Consider the following 19,764-nt stretch of genomic DNA (forward strand, 5'->3'; position numbering starts at 1 on the left):
ATGGAAAGAAGACAGCTTTTATTGTTTTTATTAATTCTTGGCACTGCATTTTGGGGAGTATCTTACTCTGTTACGAAAATGGCAATTGGCTACTATTCGCTAAACGTATTTTTATTTTATCGTTTCCTACTGGCTGTTGTGGTATTGAGTATTATTTTTTGGAAATATGTCAAAGACATTAATCGAGAAGCCATTAAAACAGGCTTTTTGCTTGCTGTGCCGATGTTTTTAGGCATTCAGCTTCAAACTGTTGGACTTAAATATACAGATGCTTCACAATGCTCTTTTATTGCTGGATTAACCGTAATTATTATTCCGTTATTAAAACTAGCCATTTATAAAACCAACGCTTCACTAAAAATCTGGATTGCCGCTTTGACGGCTTTAACTGGGTTATTTATTATTGCCATTCAAGATAAATTTACCATAAACTTCGGGGATTTATTTACCATTGCAGGAGCCTTTGCTTTTGCAGTTTATTTAATTGCTGTTGAAAAACATTCGGCCACCAAAAATCTTTTGTATTCTATTGTGCCAATGTTTGCGTTCTGTGCGCTTTTCACTTTTTTTATAGCGATAACAGACAGTTCATCTCAATGGTTTCCTCAAAATAATACGTTTTGGATGGGCGTAATTTACTGTGCTTTGTTTTCTACGGCTTTTATGTATACGGTTTCAAACATTTCACAACGTTATTTATCGGCAGAACGTGTAGCGGTTATTTATTTGTTTGAGCCTGTTTTTGGCGCAATTGGAGCTTTTTTTATTTTGGGAGAAAACCTTTCATGGCGACTGCTTTTGGGCGGAACTTTAATTTTTTCTGCTACAATTATTTCTGAAGTCAATTTTAAAAGCGAAAAATTAAAGCTGTTGATTAGAAAAAACTAATATTTTAAAATATTTCACGCAGATTTAAAAAGATTTAAGCAGATCAACGCAGATTTTTATTTTAATAAATCTTTTTAAATCTGCTGAATCTGCGTGAAAAAATTTAAATCTTTTTTTAGGCTAATCAATCCTCAATCAAAGAAATCTCGAAAATCGTTTTGCCATTTTCGTTTTTATGCGAAATATAACCACCATGCGCTTCTATAATGTTCTTCGATAAAGTCAATCCAATTCCCGCTCCTTCTGTTCGGGTGGTGAAAAACGGAAGAAATATTTTGTCCTCAATTTCTTTTTCAATTCCTTTTCCAGAGTCCGAAACTTTTATAAAAATGCGATTGTTTTTGGCTTCAGCAGAAATCGAAATTTGCTTCGTATTGCTATTTTCTAAAGCATTAATCGAATTTGTCAATAAATTAATCACTACTTGTTCTATCTGCTGCGAATCTATATTTATTAGATAATTTTGAGTAACGGAATTGGTAACTTCAATATTATTTTTCCTAAACAACGGATTCATAACCTGAATACAGTTTTCAGTTATGTGTTGCAGTGAAGTTTTTTCTTTTTTAGGCGAAGGAAGCATTGCCAGTTTTCGATACCCTTCAACAAATTTCTGCAAATGATCGCTTCGTCTCAGCATTGTATGAACGCTATGTTTGATATCTTCTAAGTCTTCTGTCGAAAGTGAATCTTGTTCTACTAAATCTTCCAGATTTTGGCAAATCGAACGAATTGGCGTTATAGAATTTAGCAATTCATGCGAAATCACTTTCATCAAATTAATCCACGCATCTTTTTCTTTCTTTTCTACTACATTCTGAATGGAATCTAATAGAACAATAAAATAATCCTGCCCAAAAATTTCGGTTCGTGAAGCCTGCAAAACAAACGTCTGTTTACTTTGTTCGTTTATACTAAGTTCGATTGAAGTTTTAATTTCATGAAAATCATCTTCTTCGATAATTTCGCACAAAGAGGGCAGCTGATTTTTAAGATATTTCCATTTTGAAACTTTCGGAACATTAAAGTGACTCGAAAAATAATCGTTCATCAAAAAAATACTCCAATCACTTTCTTGTTTCTGTAAAATAATAACACCCGATTCTATATTGTTTAAAATCGAACGGTAGATAATATCTCTCGTGACCTGCTCATTTTGTTTACCTTTTAAAGTTTCATACAAGGTAAAGAGCTCATTGTAAGTGCTATTGAATTTATGTTTTGAGAAATCGGAACTAAAATCATCCTGCAATATCGAAGAAATGGTTTTATTGTAAATCAGAACTAAATTTCTAACATAAAAATACATTTCCCTCCCAAGCAGAAAAACCATGCAGAGACCAAAAACTCCCGTAAAAAGCAAACCAATTCTAAAGAAATACAGCGACAATTCGATTCCGATCACGATCAAAATTAATCGCAGAAAAAGGAGTTTATAAGTTTGTAAAGTCCTTAGCATAATTAGTCGATATTGATATTAAATTTCTCCAAACGTCGGTACAGCGCGCCTCTTGACAAACCCAATTCTTCGGCAGTTTTACTAATATTGTTGTTGTTTTTAAGCAGTGCTTTTTCAACTGTTGCCTTTTCAACCGAAGAAAGCTGAATATCATCTGAGTTTTCCTCGTAAGGCGTTATCGTTTCTAAATCCAGATCAGAAACCGTTATGGTGTTATTTTCACAAAGAATAACGGCACGTTCAATCTTATTTTCCATTTCACGGATATTTCCGTTCCAAGCATGTTTTTCAATCTGTTCTAAGACTTTTTTATCAAAAGTGATTTCGTCACGACCATATTTCTCAATCATTTTATCCAAAAGATATTCGGCAAGCGGAATCTTATCTTCGTGACGTTCTCTAAGCGGAGGCAAAACAATTTCCATCGTATTGATGCGATAATACAAGTCTTCACGGAAATTTTTATCGGCAACTTCCAATTTCAAATTCAAATTGGTTGCTGTAATAATTCTAACGTTTAAAGGTCTTGCTTTAGTTTCTCCTAATCTTGTTACGGTTTTGGTCTGAATAACTTGCAAAAGTTTTGATTGTAAATGAAGCGGTACATTTCCTATTTCATCCAAAAAAATGGTTCCGTTCTGCGCCATTTCAAAACGTCCCGCTGTATCGGTTTTGGCATCGGTAAAAGCACCTTTGGCATAACCAAACAATTCGCTTTCGAAAATATTAGAATTTAAAGAACCCAAATCAACAGCAATAAATGGCTGGCTTTTTCTTTCTGATTGCGTGTGAATATGATGCGCTAGAACAAATTTTCCTGTTCCGTTTTCACCCAAAATCAAAACATTGGCATCAGTTTTTGCGACTTTATCTGCTAAAGAATATGCCTTTTTTATAATCTCAGAACTGCCAACAAAGAATTCTTCTTTTACTTCTACTTCTTTGTTTTTCTTCTGTTCTTTTCGAGCTTTATCTACAGCTTGTTTTACCGATTCTAAAAGCTTTTTATTTTCCCAAGGTTTCAGAATATAATCAAAAGCACCCGATTTTAATCCTTCAACAGCGGTTTCTACTTTTCCGAAAGCCGTCATTAGAATTACCACCGTTTTAGGCGAAAGCGTTTTTATTTCTTTCAATAAATACAAACCTTCTCTTCCATCTTCAAAACCTAATCTGTAATTCATGTCTAACAGTACAACATCAATGGCATTTTTTGCCAATAATTCGACAATGTTTTTCGGGTTATTGAGTGTATAAATGTTTTCAAAATACTTTTTCAGGTAGACTTTTGATGCAAAAAGAATGTCTTCCTGATCGTCGATGATTAAAATAGATGCGTTGGTCTTTTTCATTATTGTTCAGTTTTGGACGAAAGGTGTCCACTTATGGACAGTTTAAATTTATTCAGAAAAATAATCCCTTAAAAACAAGGTATTTACAAGGTTTAATTTACTGGCACGAAAATCACATTAGAACTTGTAAATCATTAATAATTAACCTCTTTCGGAAGTACAAATAACAAAATAAATAGCGATAAATTAAAAATAATTTATCTTAATTTTCAGACTTGTTTCTGTCATTTCCAAAGAGCATAAAAATTTTAAAAGAAAATCAATCAAAAATTAAAACAGTCAAATTATGATTACCATTACAAAACTTTCAAAAGTATTTAGAACTGAGGAATTAGAAACCAAAGCATTAAGTGAAATTTCGTTAACCATCAATCAAGGCGATTTTGTCTCTATTATGGGACCGTCTGGAAGCGGAAAATCGACTTTGTTGAATATCATTGGACTTTTGGATAGCGCTTCTAGCGGAAGTTACCAGCTTTTGGATCAGGAAATGGTTGGCTTAAAAGAAAAGTCTAGAGCGCAAGCCAGAAAAGAAAACATCGGATTCATCTTTCAGAACTTCAATTTAATTGATGAATTATCTGTTTTTGATAATATCGAATTGCCTTTAATTTACAATAACGTTCCTTCTGCCGAAAGAAAATCACGCGTAAACGAAATGGCAAAAATTTTGGGAATCGCTCATAGATTGAAGCATTTTCCGCAACAGCTTTCAGGCGGACAGCAGCAGCGTGTAGCCGTAGCAAGAGCTTTAATCAATAATCCGAAAATTATTTTGGCCGATGAGCCAACAGGAAACCTAGACAGCAGAAACGGAAATGAAGTAATGGAATTGTTGACCGATCTTCATGCCAGCGGATCGACAATTTTGATGGTAACACACTCAGATTACGATGCTTCTTTCTCGCAAAGAACAATTTTAATGAAAGATGGCGAAATCCTTTCTGAAAAAGTAAATCATAGAAATGTTGATGTTTTAGTTAATTCTAACTGCTAAAGTCATGTTGAAGAATTGGACAAACATATTTGTTTATCATATAAAGAACAACAAATTCTTTACAGCCCTTAATATATTGGGCTTGAGTATAGGAATTGCAGGTTTAATCTTTGCAATTCTATACTGGAACGACGAACATTCTTACGATCAATGGAATCCTGAGAAAGATAAAATTTTCATTGCAATGAATGATTTTGGAGGTGGAAATATCTGGACAACAAATTCTCCAATTCCAGGCAGAATGCTTAATGCAACTACTTCATATTTGGATAAATACTGTTATTTCAGAGTAAACTATACCACGGAAACTATTCAGCATAACGGAAAAATCGAATTGGTTGACAAAATCTTTTCAGCCGAAAGGAGTTTCTTTTCTTTCTTCCCTTTTGAATTTATTCAAGGTAATGCTAAGACAGCTTTTAGCGACCGCAACAGCATGGTTCTTTCTAAAGAAACTGCTGCGCGCATTTTTAAGAATGAAAACCCAATGGGAAAACAGGTCAAATACGCAGATCGAATTTTTGTTGTTCGCGGTATATATAAAATGCCTGAAAAATCGTCAGTAATGCCTTCGGTAATTACTCCTGTTTTAGAAGAGGAATTAGAACAAAACAAAGATAACTGGGGTTTTAGTTACGGATTAATGCTAAAGCTCAAAAAGCCAAGCGACACCACAGCAGTTATTCAAAATTTAGACAAAATATTTCTTGAAGACAACTACAAAAAACAGGCAAAAGCTGAAGGCTTATCAATTGAACAATTTATTAAGCAATACGGCGAACCTATAAAAACAAGGCTTCTTCCGTTTACAAAAGCAAGGCTTCGTCAAGGAAATTATGCATTTCCTGAACAGAATGCCAATTTGCAATTTCTAAAAATTATAATGGGTTTATCTATCTTAATTTTAATACTTTCGATCGTAAACTACATTAATATGGCTACTGCAAATGCAGTAAAACGAGCCAAAGAAGTTGGAGTTCGCAAGATAGTCGGTGCTACTAAATCGCAAATTGTTACACAGTTTGTTTTTGAAACCACGCTTATTACTTTGTTTTCGGTTTTACTGGCAATGGTAATCGTAGAACTTTCGCTTCCTTTTTACAATGCTTTTTTAAACAAGAACTTAACATTAATTGGAACTCAATTTTACTTCCAACTTATTTTAATTTTCTTCTTTGTAATCCTTGTTTCGGGGGTTTTTCCTGCTGTTTACATTGCAAATTTTGAAACACTGAAAGTCTTAAAAGGCAATTTTTCGAGAAGTAAAAACGGTGTCTGGATTCGTAACGGAATGCTTGTTTTGCAGTTTTCTATTGCTACCCTTTTTATTATCGGGTCGTTTATTGTCTATAGACAGGTAAACTTTATGATGGCGAAAGATTTAGGTTTTAATGGATCTCAGGTTATGGATATTTCTTTTAAACCGCAAAAAGGAAAAAATCAATACGAAAGGTACAAAACCATTAAACAAGAACTAGAAAAAATTAAAGGTGTTGAAGGAGTTTCTGCAGGAATGTTTTCTATTGGAAGCAATGATAATTCTTGGCAAGAGCTTCATTATAAATCCAATAAAGCAGTCATAACACAGCAAATGCCAATGGACTTTGGACAATTAAATCTTTTAGGAATTCAGATTATCAAAGGAAAAGATTTGAATCCTGAATTGGCAACAGACAGCATTTCGAGTGCTTTATTGAATGAAACCGCCGCAAAAACGCTTCAAGTAAAGGATCCTGTAAATCAGGATATCACTTTTGGAGGGAAAAAATTTAAAGTTGTGGGTATTGTCAAAAATTTCCATTATGTCGGAATGGAATATAATATCGCTCCAATGATTTTCTTCCATATCAATGCTTTTGACTGGATTACAAATGATATGCACTATATTTCTGTTAAAATATCGCCAGATCAAATGCCAGAAACCATTGCTGCAATTAATAAATTCTGGAAATCTAAAGTCGATCAGGAATATCCTTTTGAGTATGATTTTGTAGATAAAAACTTTGCCCGAACCTATAAAAAATACGAGGATCAAAGAAACTTGTTTGCTCTGCTGAATGTGGTCGTAATATTAATTGCTGTTTTCGGATTATTTGCTTTGGCTTCTTTTTCTATGGAAAGAAGATTGCGCGAAATCGCCATTAGAAAAACACTCGGTGCGGAAACCAATATTCTATTAAAGGAATTATCAAAACAGTATGTAATTTTCTGCGTACTTGGTTTCTTAATCGGAATTGTTCCTGCTTATTTATTGATGCAAAAATGGCTAGAAAACTTTGCTTCTCGAATCGATATTCCGTTTTTGCCATTCTTCGTTGCTTTTATATCACTGTTGTTTTTAACGCTGACGATTGTTTTAGCAAAAGCCTACCAAGTGACCAAAGTAAATGTTTTAAAATATTTAAAATACGAGTAATTAGTTTTAAGTTTTTTATTTCACTCAGATTTTACAGATTTAAGCTGATTAGGCAGATTTCTTTTAGATTTAAAATACATCTGCCAAAATCTGTAAAATCTGCGTGAAACTAACCTCACAAAGTATAAGACATAACATAAACTTATGTTCTATATTATTTAAACCACCAACAAAATGCTAAAGAACTGGATCAATATATTTATCTATCAAATCAAACACAGTAAATTATTTACTGCCCTCAATATTCTCGGATTATCAATAGGAATTTCGGGTCTAATTTTCGCGCTTCTATATTGGAACGACGAACACAGCTACAATGCTTGGAATCCAGAAAAAGATAAAGTTTATCAGGTTTTAGCGCAATTAAGCGATATGCCAGTAACTGCAAATAATCCTGTACGTTTAAAACCTCATTTAGAAAATGATCCCAACGTAGAAGCTGTTGTATATGCAGATGAATGGTATCAAAAAGACAAAGTGATTTACAATGGACAAAAGGAATTTGTAGATAAAATCGTAAATGCCGAAAAAGATTTCTTTTCTCTTTTTCCGTTTGAATTTATTTATGGAAATGCCAAATCAGCTATAAAAGACGAAAACAGTATTGCCATTTCAGAGAAACTTGCAGAACGCTTTTTTGGAAATAAAAATCCAATAGGCAAACAAATCAAATGTTTGGATGCTACGTTTACAATTTCAGGTGTTTATCGCATTCCAGGAAACTCATCGATCGCACCAAACATAGTGATAAACCACATGAAAGACTTGGCAGATCCAGACAAAAACCCTGGCCTTTTTGTTTTAAAAGTATTAGTAAAACTAAAAGATCCATCAAAGGTAGAATCGACCAGAAAAATGCTTGATAAAGTATTTTATGACGAGGTTATTGTAAGAACTGCCAAACAAGCGGGTTTTACACCTGCCGAAATGGTCAAGAAAATGGGAAGTTTCAAAGTTTTGATGGAACCGCTTTCATCTGCTAGATTACATTCTGTTACTGATGGATATCCTGAAGGAAGAGGAAATTATCAGTTTCTGGTAATTATGGCTTGCTTATCGGTTTTAATTCTTATTCTGTCTATTGTCAATTATATCAATTTGGCAACAGCAAATTCGATTAAAAGAGCTAAAGAAGTTGGAGTTCGTAAAGTATTGGGCGCTTCCAAAAAACAGATTGTTTGGCAATTCATTTTTGAAACCGTTTTGATGACTGCTTTTTCGGTTTTATTAGCGTTAATGATTGTAGAAATTGCTCTTCCTTATTACAATTCTTTTTTAGAGAAAAATTTAAGGATAATCGAAAGTCAATTTTATCTTCAGTTGATACTAGTTTTTTTCATAACCATTGTGTTTGCAGGAATATTTCCAGCATTATATGTTGCTAATTTCGAGACTTTAAAAGTTTTAAGAGGCAATTACGCTCGAAGTAAAAGCGGTGTTTGGATTAGAAATGGAATGCTGATTTTTCAATTTGCCATTGCTTCCTTTTTTATTATTGGTTCTGTCGTTGTCTATCAGCAAATTAAATATCTAAACAATAAAGATCTTGGTTTTAAAGGCGATCAGGTTATGGCAATTTCGTTAAATCTTCCGTCTTCCTATTATCAGGGAGAAAATGTTGGAAAGAATATTTTTGAAAGATATAACACTATAAAACAGGAACTTTCAAAAATTAAAGGCGTTGAAAAAGTTTCAACTGGTCTTCTTTCTTTTGATGGAGAAGATGATTCACAATGGCCAATTTGGTATCGAGATGTGCTTTTCAAACAAAAAGCAATCGGACTTGATTATGACATGCTAAATCTGCTAAATATAAAAGTAATAAAAGGCAGAAATCTTAGTCCAAATATAGCTTCAGACACTATAAATTCTGTTTTAGTTAATGAAAAATCATTGGCTTTAATGCAGATAAAAGATCCTATTGGTAAAGAGATCAAAATTGGGAATCAGAAAATGAGGATTATTGGCGTGGTAAAAGATTTTAATCTTTTAAGTCCAGAAGTCGATGTTCCGCCGATTACTTTTTATCATATAAAATCTCTGGATATGGCTAATGAAATGAATCGAATTTATGTAAAATTAAAAGCAGATCAGATTCAAAGTAGTATTGCTGCAATTGAAAAATTCTGGAAAACAAAAGTCGATACCGAATATCCGTTTCAATATGATTTTGCCGATAAAGAATATGCGCGAACTTACGAGTCTTATGTAAAGCAGAAAAATTTGTTTTCTCTGCTCAATGTTATTGTAATTCTTATTGCGCTTTTTGGACTTTTTGCTCTCGCATCTTATTCCATTCAAAGAAGAATGAAAGAAATTGCGATTCGAAAAACTTTGGGCGCAGAGACCAATATTTTACTGAAAGAACTGTCTAAACAATATGTAGTTTATTGTGCAATAGGTTTTCTTATTGCCGTATTTCCTGCCTATGTTTTATTGCAGAAATGGCTGAATAATTTTGCCTTTAGAATCGAAATTCCGATGCTGCCGTTTCTACTTTCCTTTTTGCTTTTATTGTTTTTAACGCTATGTATTGTTTTAGCAAAAGCGTATCAAGCAACAAAAGTCGATGTGCTGAAATATTTAAAATATGAATAATTAGTTTTGAGTTTTTGTAAAAAGCTGTGCAAGTCTGAGCCCTTGCGCAGCTTTTTTTTATTTTTGATTAAGCGTAAAATCGTTTTAAAATTTTCTTTGCACTGTCTGAAGCGACAATCAATCCGCCGCTCATCATGATAATATCTTTGAGAACCAAACGGCCTCCTACAGAAAGATACGGAAAACCAAATTCTGGCGTTGGAAAATCTCCGCCCAGATTCGGCACATAAACTTCTGGCGTCGTGATTAAAAAAGATAAAGTAACAAACGCCATTCCGAATGTCAGAAGTCCACCCAAAAAGCCTATTTTAGGAAACCAGATTCCCAAAAGAACCAACAAACCAATTGTGACAATAACAGTTCCTAATCCGTAAGAAAAAATATAAGTTCCGTTGGCTTCGTGCCATTTGATGTTTTTCTCAACAGTTTTACCTTCAACGTTTTTGTAAAGCGTGTACGCTTTTACCGTTTTACCTTCATCATTCACAACTTGTTTATTGGCATCTTTATAAAAGAAACTCATAAACGGACTATTCGCAACCAGCGGAACAATTCCGTCAGCTTCATATTTAAAGGCTTTTAATCCGCCAATCCATGCCATTACAACAAATATGGCAATTCTTAAAAAGTGAATAAAGTTATTTTGTCCACCCGCAATAAATCGTATAAATTTTTCCATTTTGATTCTGTTTTTAATACATACCAAAATTACTTTATGCTTATCTGGATAAAAATGGACATAAAGGAGTTTTCATGGACTATTTTGCCACGATAGAAATGCCAACTTCTTTTCTGAATTCTTTAGGCGAAATGCCCACACTTTTCTTGAAATATCGGCTGAAGTAAAATTCGTCTTCAAAATTAAGATCGTCTGCAATTTCTTTTATTGTTTTGGTTGTCAAATGAAGCAGTTTCTTAGCTTCCAAAACAATGCGATCTTGAATAAGCTGAGAAGGCGATTTCCCGAAATGTTTTTTAATTCTTTTACTGAAAGTATTAACACTCAAATTGTATTTAGAGGCATAAAAAGAGACTTCTTTTGCTTCTGAAAAATGAGAATCCAACAAATGCTGAAACTTCAAAATATCAGCGTTTCCAATAGATTCCTGAATCTGTGGTGACATTTTGAGCTGTTTTTCTTTGCTACTTAAGGCTAGAATGACTTGTAAATAAGATTTTAAAATCGAATTATCATAATCCATTTCTGAGTCTTCTACTCTTTTCATTCTCTCCATAATGCTCGTGATTTCCTCGTAAATAAAATCGGAAACAGCTACAAAAGGTTCACTATAAATATCATTGAATAAAATTCCGTTGCAAGCCACTTCTTTTTTATGGTATTCAATACAGTAAAAATCTCCGTGAAAACTGAGAATATTTAGGAAAGGTGCTGTCGAATTTTTCCATTTCAATAACTGATACGGTGTTAAAAACAAAAGACATTTCCCTTTACATTCGTAATCGGTTAAATCAACAGAAAAAGCTGCTTCTCCGTCAAACATTAAAATATTGTAATACGGTTCGTTGATTGCCTTTTCAAGAAAAGAAGATTGTTTCAGTTCGATTTTCATTTTACTAAATTACAGATTTGTTTTTGTTTCACGCAGATTCTGCAGATTTGAGCAGATTAAAACTTCAAAACTTTGCGTCTTTGCGACTTTGCGAGATTATATTTTAAGCATTCTTTCCATCCTTTGAAAAATTGCTCGCAAAGTCACTAAGACGCAAAGTTATTTATATTCATTCTTAAACCGATTTTGACATTCGTCAATGTTTTTTTCCTTGATTAACTTTACTTTTGATAATGATTAATTTTTGAGAAATGATGAGTGAACTTGAGGCTTTAATTCAGAGTAGATTACAATTGGAAAATGATGAACTTAACACCATTTTATCCTGCTTTAAATTAATACAAGTAAAGAAGAATGAGCAGTTACTTAAAAGCGGAACCGTTGCCAATAAAATATTTTTTATAAAAAAAGGCTGTCTGCGATTGTATTACAGCACAGAAGATCATAATATAACTACACGTTTTATGGCTTTTGAAGGTACATTTCTAACTTCGATTGTCAGTTTTATTTCTAGAGAACCAAGCACCGAATACATTGAAGCGGTTGAGGCTTCAGAGCTTTTGGCTATTTCTTATGAAGATTTTTTTCATCTCCGAAACACCATTCCGCAATGGGATAAAATGTACATCTATATTCTCGAATATGGCCTTACGGTGATTACTTCTAAACTCAGCAGTTTATTGACACAAAATGCTGCCGAACGATATAGAAATCTTCTTAAAAACAACCCCGAACTCATTCAGAGATTGTCTAATGCCAATCTTGCGGCATACCTTAATATTTCGCCAGAAACATTAAGCAGAATAAAATCGCAGATTTAATTATAATCTGTTAACTATCAAAAAAAAACAAAAAACAACATTAAAAAACATTTTCTATCATGAGAAGTGATGAAGTAAAAAAAGGTGTTCAACGAACTCCTCACAGATCCTTATTGCGAGCTACGGGCTTGAAAAATGAAGATTTTAGCAAACCATTTATTGGAGTGGCAAATTCGTTTATCGAAATCATTCCAGGACATTTTTTCTTAAACAAAGTCTCTGAAATTATCAAAGAAGAAATTCGTGCCAATGGCTGTGTTCCTTTTGAGTTTAATACAATCGGAATTGATGACGGAATTGCAATGGGACATGACGGAATGTTATACTCGCTTCCGAGTCGTGAAATTATCGCCAACTCTATAGAAAGTGTCATGAATGCGCATAAACTGGATGCAATGATTGCGATTCCAAACTGCGATAAAATTGTTCCAGGAATGATCATGGGCGCTTTACGTGTAGATGTTCCAACCATTTTTGTAAGCGGAGGCCCAATGTCTAAGGGATATACCAAAAACGGAACAGCAATTGACTTAGCAACAGCTTTTGAAGCAGTCGGAAAACACGAAGCTGGAAAAATCTCTGACGAGGAATTGTACGATATTGAATGCAACGCTTGTCCAAGCGGTGGAAGCTGTTCTGGAATGTTTACCGCAAATTCTATGAATACTTTAATGGAAGCAATGGGAATTGCGCTTCCTGGAAACGGAACAATTTTGGCTCAAACTCCAGAACGTGAACAATTGTATCGCCAAGCAGCAAGAAGAATCTGTGATATTGCAAAAGATCAGCAGGCTATTGAAAAATTCAAATTAAAAAATATTTTGAACGAAAATGCCGTTCGCAATGCTTTTGCTGTCGATATGGCAATGGGCGGAAGTACAAATACTGTTCTTCATATGCTTGCAATCGCGAACGAAGCTAATGTTGATTTTAAATTAAAAGACATTAATACCATTTCGGGAAATGTGGCGCATATTGCTAAGATTTCACCAAGTTTAAGCACGGTTCATATGGAAGATATCAACAGAGCTGGTGGTGTAAATGCAGTTATGAAGGAAATAAACAAAAGAGGTTCAGGCGTTTTAATTGATAATCTAACAATCAGTGGTGAAACTTTATTGGAAAAAATTGCTAATGCCGAAATTAAAGACACAACTATTATTCATACCATCGATAATCCATACAGCAAAGTTGGCGGATTGGCCATTTTATACGGAAATCTTGCTGAACAAGGTGCAGTTATTAAAACTGCAGGATTAACTGGAGATCGCGTCTTTACTGGTAGTGCAGTCTGTTTTGACGGTCAAGCCGAAGCGATTGCAGGAATTATGATGGGAAAAGTGAAAGCAGGTAATGTAGTAGTTATACGCTACGAAGGCCCAAAAGGCGGACCTGGAATGCAAGAAATGCTTTCTCCTACGAGTTTAATTATGGGAATGGGACTTGGAAGTTCTGTTGCCTTAATTACAGACGGAAGATTTAGCGGTGCAACCAGAGGAGCTTCAATCGGCCACGTTTCTCCTGAAGCTGCTGAGGGCGGTATGATTGGTTTGGTAAAAGACGGAGACGAAATTCACATTGATGTAGATCAGTATATTTTGTCTGTTAATTTAAGCGATGAGGAAATTGCTGCAAGAAGAGCTACTTTCAAACCATTAAAAAAACCATTAAACTCAAAATGGCTTTCTCAATATAGAGCATTAGTTACTAATGCAAGTACTGGAGCTGTCTTAAAAACAGATTTAGATTAAAAAATTAAAAAAATCCCAAAAAGAAATGTCCCAGAAAGTTAGCTTTTCTGGAAACATTTCGGGGTTTGAACAATTCTAATTATTCAAAGCTGGTTTCGTAATATATTTTCTAATTCATGAAACAAGAATGCATTGGAAGTTGGTACAATTCTTCAAAATCGACCCCAGCAAGATTTAGGCTTTTAAAAAATGTTTTGGCTTTATTTTTTGCCTGTTTATTCAATCCTGTATAAAATATTTCATTGTCATTTTGCTTTTGATTTATCATAGAAAGCACTTCTGGATTCACTATATTAAGTACCCTAACAACATGAGCTTCTGGCAAAAGTGATGCAATTATTTCAGATGATGCCTTTGCATTTGGTTCCAGACATTCTAAACTAAAAATTGGATTGCTAGAATGTATTAACACTTTCTCATTCATGTCTGGCAAGTCTGTCAGGAATAATCCAACATCTTCGCGCGGAATAAATAATATCAAAATACTGGCTTTTGCTGCTTCGTATTTGCTTACCAATTTTACATTCTTCCCTGAGGTTTTAGCTATATCTTTAAACTGGCTATTTTCGCGAGTAGAACTCAATAATACTTGATGTCCTGCCTCGACCGCACGGCTCACAAAATCCATTGTAAAACTACATAAACCAATTACGCCTATCTTCATATTTCTAAACTTTGCCTTTAACCTTATAAGACAAATATAGTCTTATCGACTATTAGATAGCTTATCTTGTCTGTCTCAATAAATCTACAACGTTGTAGATTTAAAACTACAAACCATGATTTCTGATTTATGTTTGCTAAGTTTGTGCTATAATTTAGTCAGATGTCCAAAATAACGGCTTCTTTTTCATTTCGTTATTGTTGTTTTTTGCTATTGCTTATTACAACTAAAATGGCCTGCCAAGAAAACTACACGGCTAGATGGTACACTGCGGATAATAATGAACTGCAACAGAACAGTATAAAAGCAATTGTTCAGGGCAAACACAATTTTATATGGATGACTACCGAAAATGGTATTGTTCGTTATGACGGCAATAATTTTCTTGTTTTTAATTCATCCAATACCTCTTTAGAACATACTCGTTTTACTGACATTTTTGGAAGCATAGAAAAAGATAGTCTTACAAGTTACAACGAAAGCAAAAAAGAACTTGTCTTTATCAGAAATGCAAAAGTCCAAATTCTAAAAAAAAATGCTCCAAAATCTAGTTTGGTGCGCAACGGAAGACATTTCTTCTTTCATGACGGTCTTCCGTCCAACTATTCTATTAATCAGCACGAGCCTTATTATATCAGATTATCTAATGGAAATATATTCTTTATAGATAACCAAACCATTGAATTATGCGATTCTAAAATGAAAAGCATTTCTAAAACTCCTTTTAAAAATGATAATATTTTTAATTTTTTCGCACTTAATAATTCTCTTTTTTATCTAGAGGATAATGGTAATTATCATTGTTTTTCGGAAAAAGGAGAATCTTCAGGAAAACTGAATGCAATACCTACAAGAAATCGTAGGTTATTCTGGAACATCACAACAGGCCAGGTTTTTCTATCTGTAAAGAATAAAATTTATCAGTTAAAAAATCAAAATGACCAATTAACTGCTCAATTAATTGTCGAATACAAAGATTTTGAAACAAGCAATATAATCGCTGCTTATTTTGATCAAAAAAATAATAAATTGTACTTAGGGAGCGGTACAAACGGATTGTGCATTATTTCTTTTCCTCTTTTTAAAACCGTCAAAAAAAGCAACGAAAGAGCCGAAGTTTACTATGCTGCACAAGCTTTTAGCGATAGTACTGTAATCACTTCTGAAGGCTTAATTATTAATAATAAAAGAGTTATTGATAGTATTCCTTTTCCTAAAAGCGTTCTTTTGGATGAACGTATAAATATTGCTCTCGACGATGAGAAAAATATATGGATTAGTCGAGCCATGAAAGTGTTTTGTTATCTAAAAAAATCAGGATACAAAAAATATATCACCTACCCTTTTAATCAAAATCCGAAAACAATATTTAAAGATAATAGCAATACCATTTGGGTTTCTCTGGGAATAGATGAGTTTCATAAACCTAAATTGTATGCTATAAAAAAAGGAGTTGTAACACTTAAGGCGGTTTTTAAAAACAACATCAATTATATCGTTCAGCAAAACAGTATTTTGTATTTAGCTGGAGATAACGGACTGTTTTTGTATGACTTAAAAACTAAAAAACTGCATTTTGCAAAAAACACTGAAAAGATAAACATTCGAAGCGTTTTTATAGACAGCAAGCAGAAAATATGGCTTACCACATACGAAAAAGGCTTTTTTCTTTACGAAAATCAGACTCTACATTCTTTTCCAACAGACGAAGAGCATTATCTTAATTCTGCTCATTGCATCATTGAAGACAAAAACGAGTTTTTCTGGATATCAACCAATAAAGGACTTTTTCAGGTTTCTAGAAAAGCGCTGATGCAACATTATAAAAATAAAAATACGGTTATATATTACCATCAATACAATAAAGCAGATGGTTTCCTTATTAATGAATTTAACGGCGGCTGCCAACCTTGCGGGAATTTTCTAAAAAACAATGATATTGTTTTTCCGTCAATGAATGGTATCGTTTTTTTTAATCCGTATAAAATATCTCCTTTACTTCCTGGAAAAGATCTTTTTATTGACAGAGTTGTTCTCGATCAGAAAATGATTACTCCGAAAGATACTATTGTCTTAAAAAACAATTTTCAACGAGTAAGTTTTTTGGTTTCATATCCTTATTACGGTAATCCAAAAAATGTAGCCATCGAAGCAAAAATGGACAAAATTGGCAGTGATCGCTGGGAACGACTAAAAGCCGATAAATCAATTTCTTTTACAACATTGCCTCCAGGAACTTATACACTTACCTTTAGAAGTTTATCTGGTTTTAATGCCAATTATGCCTACAAAAAAGTAATTCTCGTTGTGCCTGCAAAATTTCATCAAACGATCTGGTTCACTATTCTCTGCTCTTTTCTTTTTGTTGGTTTTGTTATTTCAATCTGGTACATCAGATTATACTATCAAAAAATGAAAAGCTTACAGCTTCAAATTACAATTGCAAAAAAGACAAAAAAATTAGCTGCTACGGTTCAGAAACTTGAAATAACAGAAAACAACTTAAAACAGGAAATTAAACAGCACGAAATGCTTGTAAAGAGCATGAGCCATGATATCAAAAGTCCATTAAAATTCTTGTCTTCTTCTGTAAAACATCTTTTCGAAAACAGTACCATACAGCAAGATCCAAAGCTTAAACAGCAATTAGGCATGTTGCAAACATCAACATTACAATTGTATGAGTATGTCGAAAATCTTATCAAATACTCCTCTATTTTTATTGAAGGGAAAAAACTTGAAGGAGAAAGCTATTCTCTGAACAAATTAATAGAAGAAAGCATTCATATTTTTGAAAAAATTGCAGAAGCAGAAAATAATGCGATTATCAATAGTGTACCTAAGGATTTATTGGTAAAGACAAATAAAAAAGCGCTTTCTATTATTATTCATAATTTGATTGATAATGCCATAAAAAACACCAAAAACGGTAGAATTGAATTATTATGCACCACTCAAAGCAATATTCTAACTTTAAAAATTATTGATAATGGTAAAGGAATGAGTAAAGAACTTATTGATTACTATCACAATTTTTATAAAAATCCAATTTCGAAAAATTATCATTTGGGGCTTCATATGATTATTGAGCTTCTTATTCTTATTGAAGGAAACATCAATATTAAAAGCGGCATTGACAAAGGGACTACAATCGAAATAATGGTCGAATATAACTAGCCTTGAAAAGTTTTATACAAGTTAATGAGTTCTACCAGATTATTGACTTTTAGTTTTTCAAAAACCCTTGCTTTGTAAGTGCTCACAGTCGACATGTGAATATTGAGTTTGTTAGAAATTTCTAAATTACCATTTCCTTGAATCAATAAATCGGTTATTTGAAGCTCTCGTTTAGATAAGCCTTCAAAAGGATTTAAGTTCTTTTTACTAGTCTGGATGCTTACCAATTTACTAACCAATTCAGGAGAAACATAAGTTCCTGATTCAAAAATGGAAGTAATGGCAAACATGATTTTTTCTTCACTGCACAATTTATCGACATATCCATTGGCTCCGCTAGAAAGGTATTTCAAGGCGTATTGCTCTTCTTCGTGAGCCGAAAAAACCAGTATTTTTACTTCAGATTGAATAGCTCTAATGTCGGTTATCATGTCAGTATTCTTTCCTCCAGGAATATTAATGTCTAGAACTACTAAGTCAAAAAGAAGATTTTTTAAAAGTGTAATAGCCTCAAAGAAATTTTCAGCATGCGAGATTGCAACATCCTCAAATTGTCTTTCAAGAATCATTGCAACTCCATTTCGCACTACCAAATGATCATCGACAATTAAAATTTTCTTTGTCATATTCACTATTTCTTAGTAAATCCTTTTCTAGTCATTTCGCCCCAACCTTTCGTTCCCATAACTTTTTCTTTGTAACCAATCAAAGCGGCATAAACAGTAAGCGGGTGGAAATAAAAAGGTTCAATAAAAGCAGCCATTAAAAGCTTTAAAAAATCGGCTTGTTTTGGATATTTATGATAGGTTTTTTCTTCGCTATATAAAGCAATAACCGAAAATAAAACAGCAAACGAATATACAAAAAGAAGTAATAAGAAGAAAAAATGCCAGTTTAATAATCCCAATACAATAAACACGACTGTTATTACAAGTCCGATAAATTCAATTGCAGGAGCTAAAAATTCAAACAAAGTCCAATAAGGCACACTCAACATTCCCAAAAGCTTGTATTTTGGATTTAAGAACATTTTTTTGTGAAAACTCAATGTTTCTATAGTTCCGCGCATCCAACGCGAACGTTGTTTTTTGAATATATTGAAATCTTCAGGCGCTTCGGTCCAACAAAGCGGGTCTGGAATATAACTCACTGAGTACGGCAATTTATTATCTAGCATATAACGTCGCATTCTTACAATAAGTTCCATGTCTTCTCCAACCGTTTTGGTACTGTAACCGCCAGAAAGTATGGCAATTTCTTTATCAAAAGCTCCAAAAGCTCCGCTAATAAGCAATAAGCCGTCTAGTTTTCCCCAAGCCATTCTTCCTAAAAGAAATGCTCTTAAGTATTCTAAAACCTGAATTCTCGGCAACATAACATCTGGAATATTCACTTCGACCAAACGTCCGTTCTTGATCACACATTGATTAGCAATTCGAACCACTCCTCCAGTTGCAATAATGCGTTTTCCGTATGCCTCTAAAAACGGTTTTGCCAGTTTTAAAAGCGAATCTTTATCCAAAATACAATCGACATCAATACAAACCACATATGGATTCTGAGCAATGTTAAGTCCAACGTTTAATGCATCGGCTTTACCTCCATTTTCTTTGTCTACGACAATTAGCTTTTTGAAAGCGGCATTTTTAGAAGTGTAAATTCCTTTTATTTTTTTTGTTTCAATTTGCGGATGAAAATCCAAATTAGTCAAAACCAAATCGTAGGTTTTAGTCAAGATTTCCATCGAATTGTCCTTGCTTCCATCATTTACTACAATAACTTGATAATTATTATAATTAAGCGAAAGCAATGATTTTACATTTTCTTCGATCGTAAGACCTTCATTATAAGCAGGCGCAATAAGCGAAAGTTTTGGTGCAAACTCAGTACTTAACAGCACATCATAATCAACAAAGCTGTTACGTTTGAGGTAATTTCTAAGCTCTTTTGTCGAAATATAGGCCAGCATTAAATAAGACGACATGATCAGTATGGCGTAACCAAGTATTAGGAGTATATATACATCCAAAAACCATGTTATTTCAGGATTAAAAAAAGTCATTTTCTTAT

At 33.4% G+C, this 19,764-nt stretch carries 14 protein-coding genes; 7 read left to right on the forward strand and 7 right to left on the reverse strand.

The features are described from left to right. Complete coding sequence (locus tag JC605_RS09380) at positions 1 to 888, forward strand: DMT family transporter (protein ID WP_198855918.1); 888 nt, start codon at positions 1 to 3, stop codon at positions 886 to 888. Between the two features lie 124 nt (positions 889 to 1,012). On the opposite strand, the gene JC605_RS09385 is transcribed toward JC605_RS09380, so the two are convergent. Further along, positions 1,013 to 2,347 (reverse strand): PAS domain-containing sensor histidine kinase, encoded by a 1,335-nt coding sequence (locus JC605_RS09385; protein WP_198855919.1) that lies wholly within the window; start codon positions 2,345 to 2,347, stop codon positions 1,013 to 1,015. 2 nt (positions 2,348 to 2,349) lie between these two features. Beyond that, positions 2,350 to 3,699, reverse strand: a complete 1,350-nt coding sequence (locus tag JC605_RS09390) for a sigma-54 dependent transcriptional regulator (RefSeq protein WP_177209826.1) — start codon at positions 3,697 to 3,699, stop codon at positions 2,350 to 2,352. 286 nt (positions 3,700 to 3,985) lie between these two features. On the opposite strand from JC605_RS09390, the gene JC605_RS09395 reads away from it, so the two are divergent. The 3 genes from JC605_RS09395 to JC605_RS09405 all read left to right on the forward strand — a co-directional run bounded on the left by JC605_RS09395 (position 3,986) and on the right by JC605_RS09405 (position 9,710). Beyond that, positions 3,986 to 4,696 carry an ABC transporter ATP-binding protein gene (locus tag JC605_RS09395; RefSeq protein WP_198855920.1) on the forward strand — a complete coding sequence of 237 codons (711 nt, stop codon included), beginning with the start codon at positions 3,986 to 3,988 and terminating at the stop codon, positions 4,694 to 4,696. 4 nt (positions 4,697 to 4,700) lie between these two features. Then, positions 4,701 to 7,112, forward strand: a complete 2,412-nt coding sequence (locus JC605_RS09400; RefSeq protein ID WP_198855921.1) for an ABC transporter permease — start codon at positions 4,701 to 4,703, stop codon at positions 7,110 to 7,112. 174 nt (positions 7,113 to 7,286) lie between these two features. Next, positions 7,287 to 9,710 (forward strand): ABC transporter permease, encoded by a 2,424-nt coding sequence (locus tag JC605_RS09405; RefSeq protein ID WP_198855922.1) that lies wholly within the window; start codon positions 7,287 to 7,289, stop codon positions 9,708 to 9,710. A 67-nt stretch (positions 9,711 to 9,777) separates the two neighbouring features. Here JC605_RS09405 and JC605_RS09410 read toward each other — a convergent pair whose 3' ends face one another. Both JC605_RS09410 and JC605_RS09415 read right to left on the reverse strand, forming a co-directional pair. Further along, positions 9,778 to 10,389, reverse strand: coding sequence for a DUF417 family protein (locus JC605_RS09410; protein ID WP_198855923.1), 612 nt, complete (start codon positions 10,387 to 10,389; stop codon positions 9,778 to 9,780). A gap of 79 nt (positions 10,390 to 10,468) precedes the next feature. After that, on the reverse strand, positions 10,469 to 11,281 hold the full coding sequence (locus JC605_RS09415; RefSeq protein ID WP_198855924.1) for an AraC family transcriptional regulator: 813 nt from the start codon (positions 11,279 to 11,281) through the stop codon (positions 10,469 to 10,471). 251 nt (positions 11,282 to 11,532) lie between these two features. Here JC605_RS09415 and JC605_RS09420 point away from each other — a divergent pair, with 251 nt between their 5' ends. Together JC605_RS09420 and ilvD are read left to right on the forward strand one after the other, a co-directional pair. Then, a complete protein-coding gene (locus tag JC605_RS09420; protein ID WP_177209832.1) occupies positions 11,533 to 12,102 on the forward strand; it encodes a Crp/Fnr family transcriptional regulator in 570 nt (189 codons plus the stop codon). Positions 12,103 to 12,161: 59 nt separating this feature from the next. Continuing rightward, the gene (gene ilvD, locus JC605_RS09425; RefSeq protein WP_198855925.1) at positions 12,162 to 13,853 is read left to right on the forward strand and encodes a dihydroxy-acid dehydratase; all 1,692 of its coding nucleotides are present in this window, start codon (positions 12,162 to 12,164) and stop codon (positions 13,851 to 13,853) included. 109 nt (positions 13,854 to 13,962) lie between these two features. Here ilvD and JC605_RS09430 read toward each other — a convergent pair whose 3' ends face one another. After that, entirely contained in the window at positions 13,963 to 14,517 is a 555-nt protein-coding gene (locus JC605_RS09430; protein WP_198855926.1) for an NAD(P)-binding domain-containing protein, read from the reverse strand. A gap of 231 nt (positions 14,518 to 14,748) precedes the next feature. Between JC605_RS09430 and JC605_RS09435 the strand changes: the two genes are divergently transcribed. After that, positions 14,749 to 17,694, forward strand: coding sequence for an ATP-binding protein (locus tag JC605_RS09435; RefSeq protein ID WP_198855927.1), 2,946 nt, complete (start codon positions 14,749 to 14,751; stop codon positions 17,692 to 17,694). On the opposite strand, the gene JC605_RS09440 is transcribed toward JC605_RS09435, so the two are convergent. Further along, on the reverse strand, positions 17,691 to 18,320 hold the full coding sequence (locus JC605_RS09440; protein ID WP_198855928.1) for a response regulator transcription factor: 630 nt from the start codon (positions 18,318 to 18,320) through the stop codon (positions 17,691 to 17,693). The genes JC605_RS09435 and JC605_RS09440 overlap by 4 nt on opposite strands. 5 nt (positions 18,321 to 18,325) lie before the next feature. After that, positions 18,326 to 19,756, reverse strand: coding sequence for a glycosyltransferase (locus JC605_RS09445; protein ID WP_198855929.1), 1,431 nt, complete (start codon positions 19,754 to 19,756; stop codon positions 18,326 to 18,328). Between the last annotated feature and the right edge of the window lie 8 nt (positions 19,757 to 19,764).

This window comes from Flavobacterium sp. IB48 (assembly GCF_016405855.1).
GTDB classification, from domain to species: Bacteria; Bacteroidota; Bacteroidia; order Flavobacteriales; family Flavobacteriaceae; genus Flavobacterium; species Flavobacterium ginsengisoli.

Bases quoted from the DNA above. Each gene is read 5' to 3' on its own strand.
- JC605_RS09380 (WP_198855918.1), top strand. From the start codon at position 1: ATGGAAAGAAGACAGCTTTTATTGTTTTTATTAATTCTTGGCACTGCA.
- JC605_RS09385 (WP_198855919.1), bottom strand. From the start codon at position 2,347: ATGCTAAGGACTTTACAAACTTATAAACTCCTTTTTCTGCGATTAATT.
- JC605_RS09390 (WP_177209826.1), bottom strand. From the start codon at position 3,699: ATGAAAAAGACCAACGCATCTATTTTAATCATCGACGATCAGGAAGAC.
- JC605_RS09395 (WP_198855920.1), top strand. From the start codon at position 3,986: ATGATTACCATTACAAAACTTTCAAAAGTATTTAGAACTGAGGAATTA.
- JC605_RS09400 (WP_198855921.1), top strand. From the start codon at position 4,701: ATGTTGAAGAATTGGACAAACATATTTGTTTATCATATAAAGAACAAC.
- JC605_RS09405 (WP_198855922.1), top strand. From the start codon at position 7,287: ATGCTAAAGAACTGGATCAATATATTTATCTATCAAATCAAACACAGT.
- JC605_RS09410 (WP_198855923.1), bottom strand. From the start codon at position 10,389: ATGGAAAAATTTATACGATTTATTGCGGGTGGACAAAATAACTTTATT.
- JC605_RS09415 (WP_198855924.1), bottom strand. From the start codon at position 11,281: ATGAAAATCGAACTGAAACAATCTTCTTTTCTTGAAAAGGCAATCAAC.
- JC605_RS09420 (WP_177209832.1), top strand. From the start codon at position 11,533: ATGATGAGTGAACTTGAGGCTTTAATTCAGAGTAGATTACAATTGGAA.
- ilvD (WP_198855925.1), top strand. From the start codon at position 12,162: ATGAGAAGTGATGAAGTAAAAAAAGGTGTTCAACGAACTCCTCACAGA.
- JC605_RS09430 (WP_198855926.1), bottom strand. From the start codon at position 14,517: ATGAAGATAGGCGTAATTGGTTTATGTAGTTTTACAATGGATTTTGTG.
- JC605_RS09435 (WP_198855927.1), top strand. From the start codon at position 14,749: ATGGCCTGCCAAGAAAACTACACGGCTAGATGGTACACTGCGGATAAT.
- JC605_RS09440 (WP_198855928.1), bottom strand. From the start codon at position 18,320: ATGACAAAGAAAATTTTAATTGTCGATGATCATTTGGTAGTGCGAAAT.
- JC605_RS09445 (WP_198855929.1), bottom strand. From the start codon at position 19,756: ATGACTTTTTTTAATCCTGAAATAACATGGTTTTTGGATGTATATATA.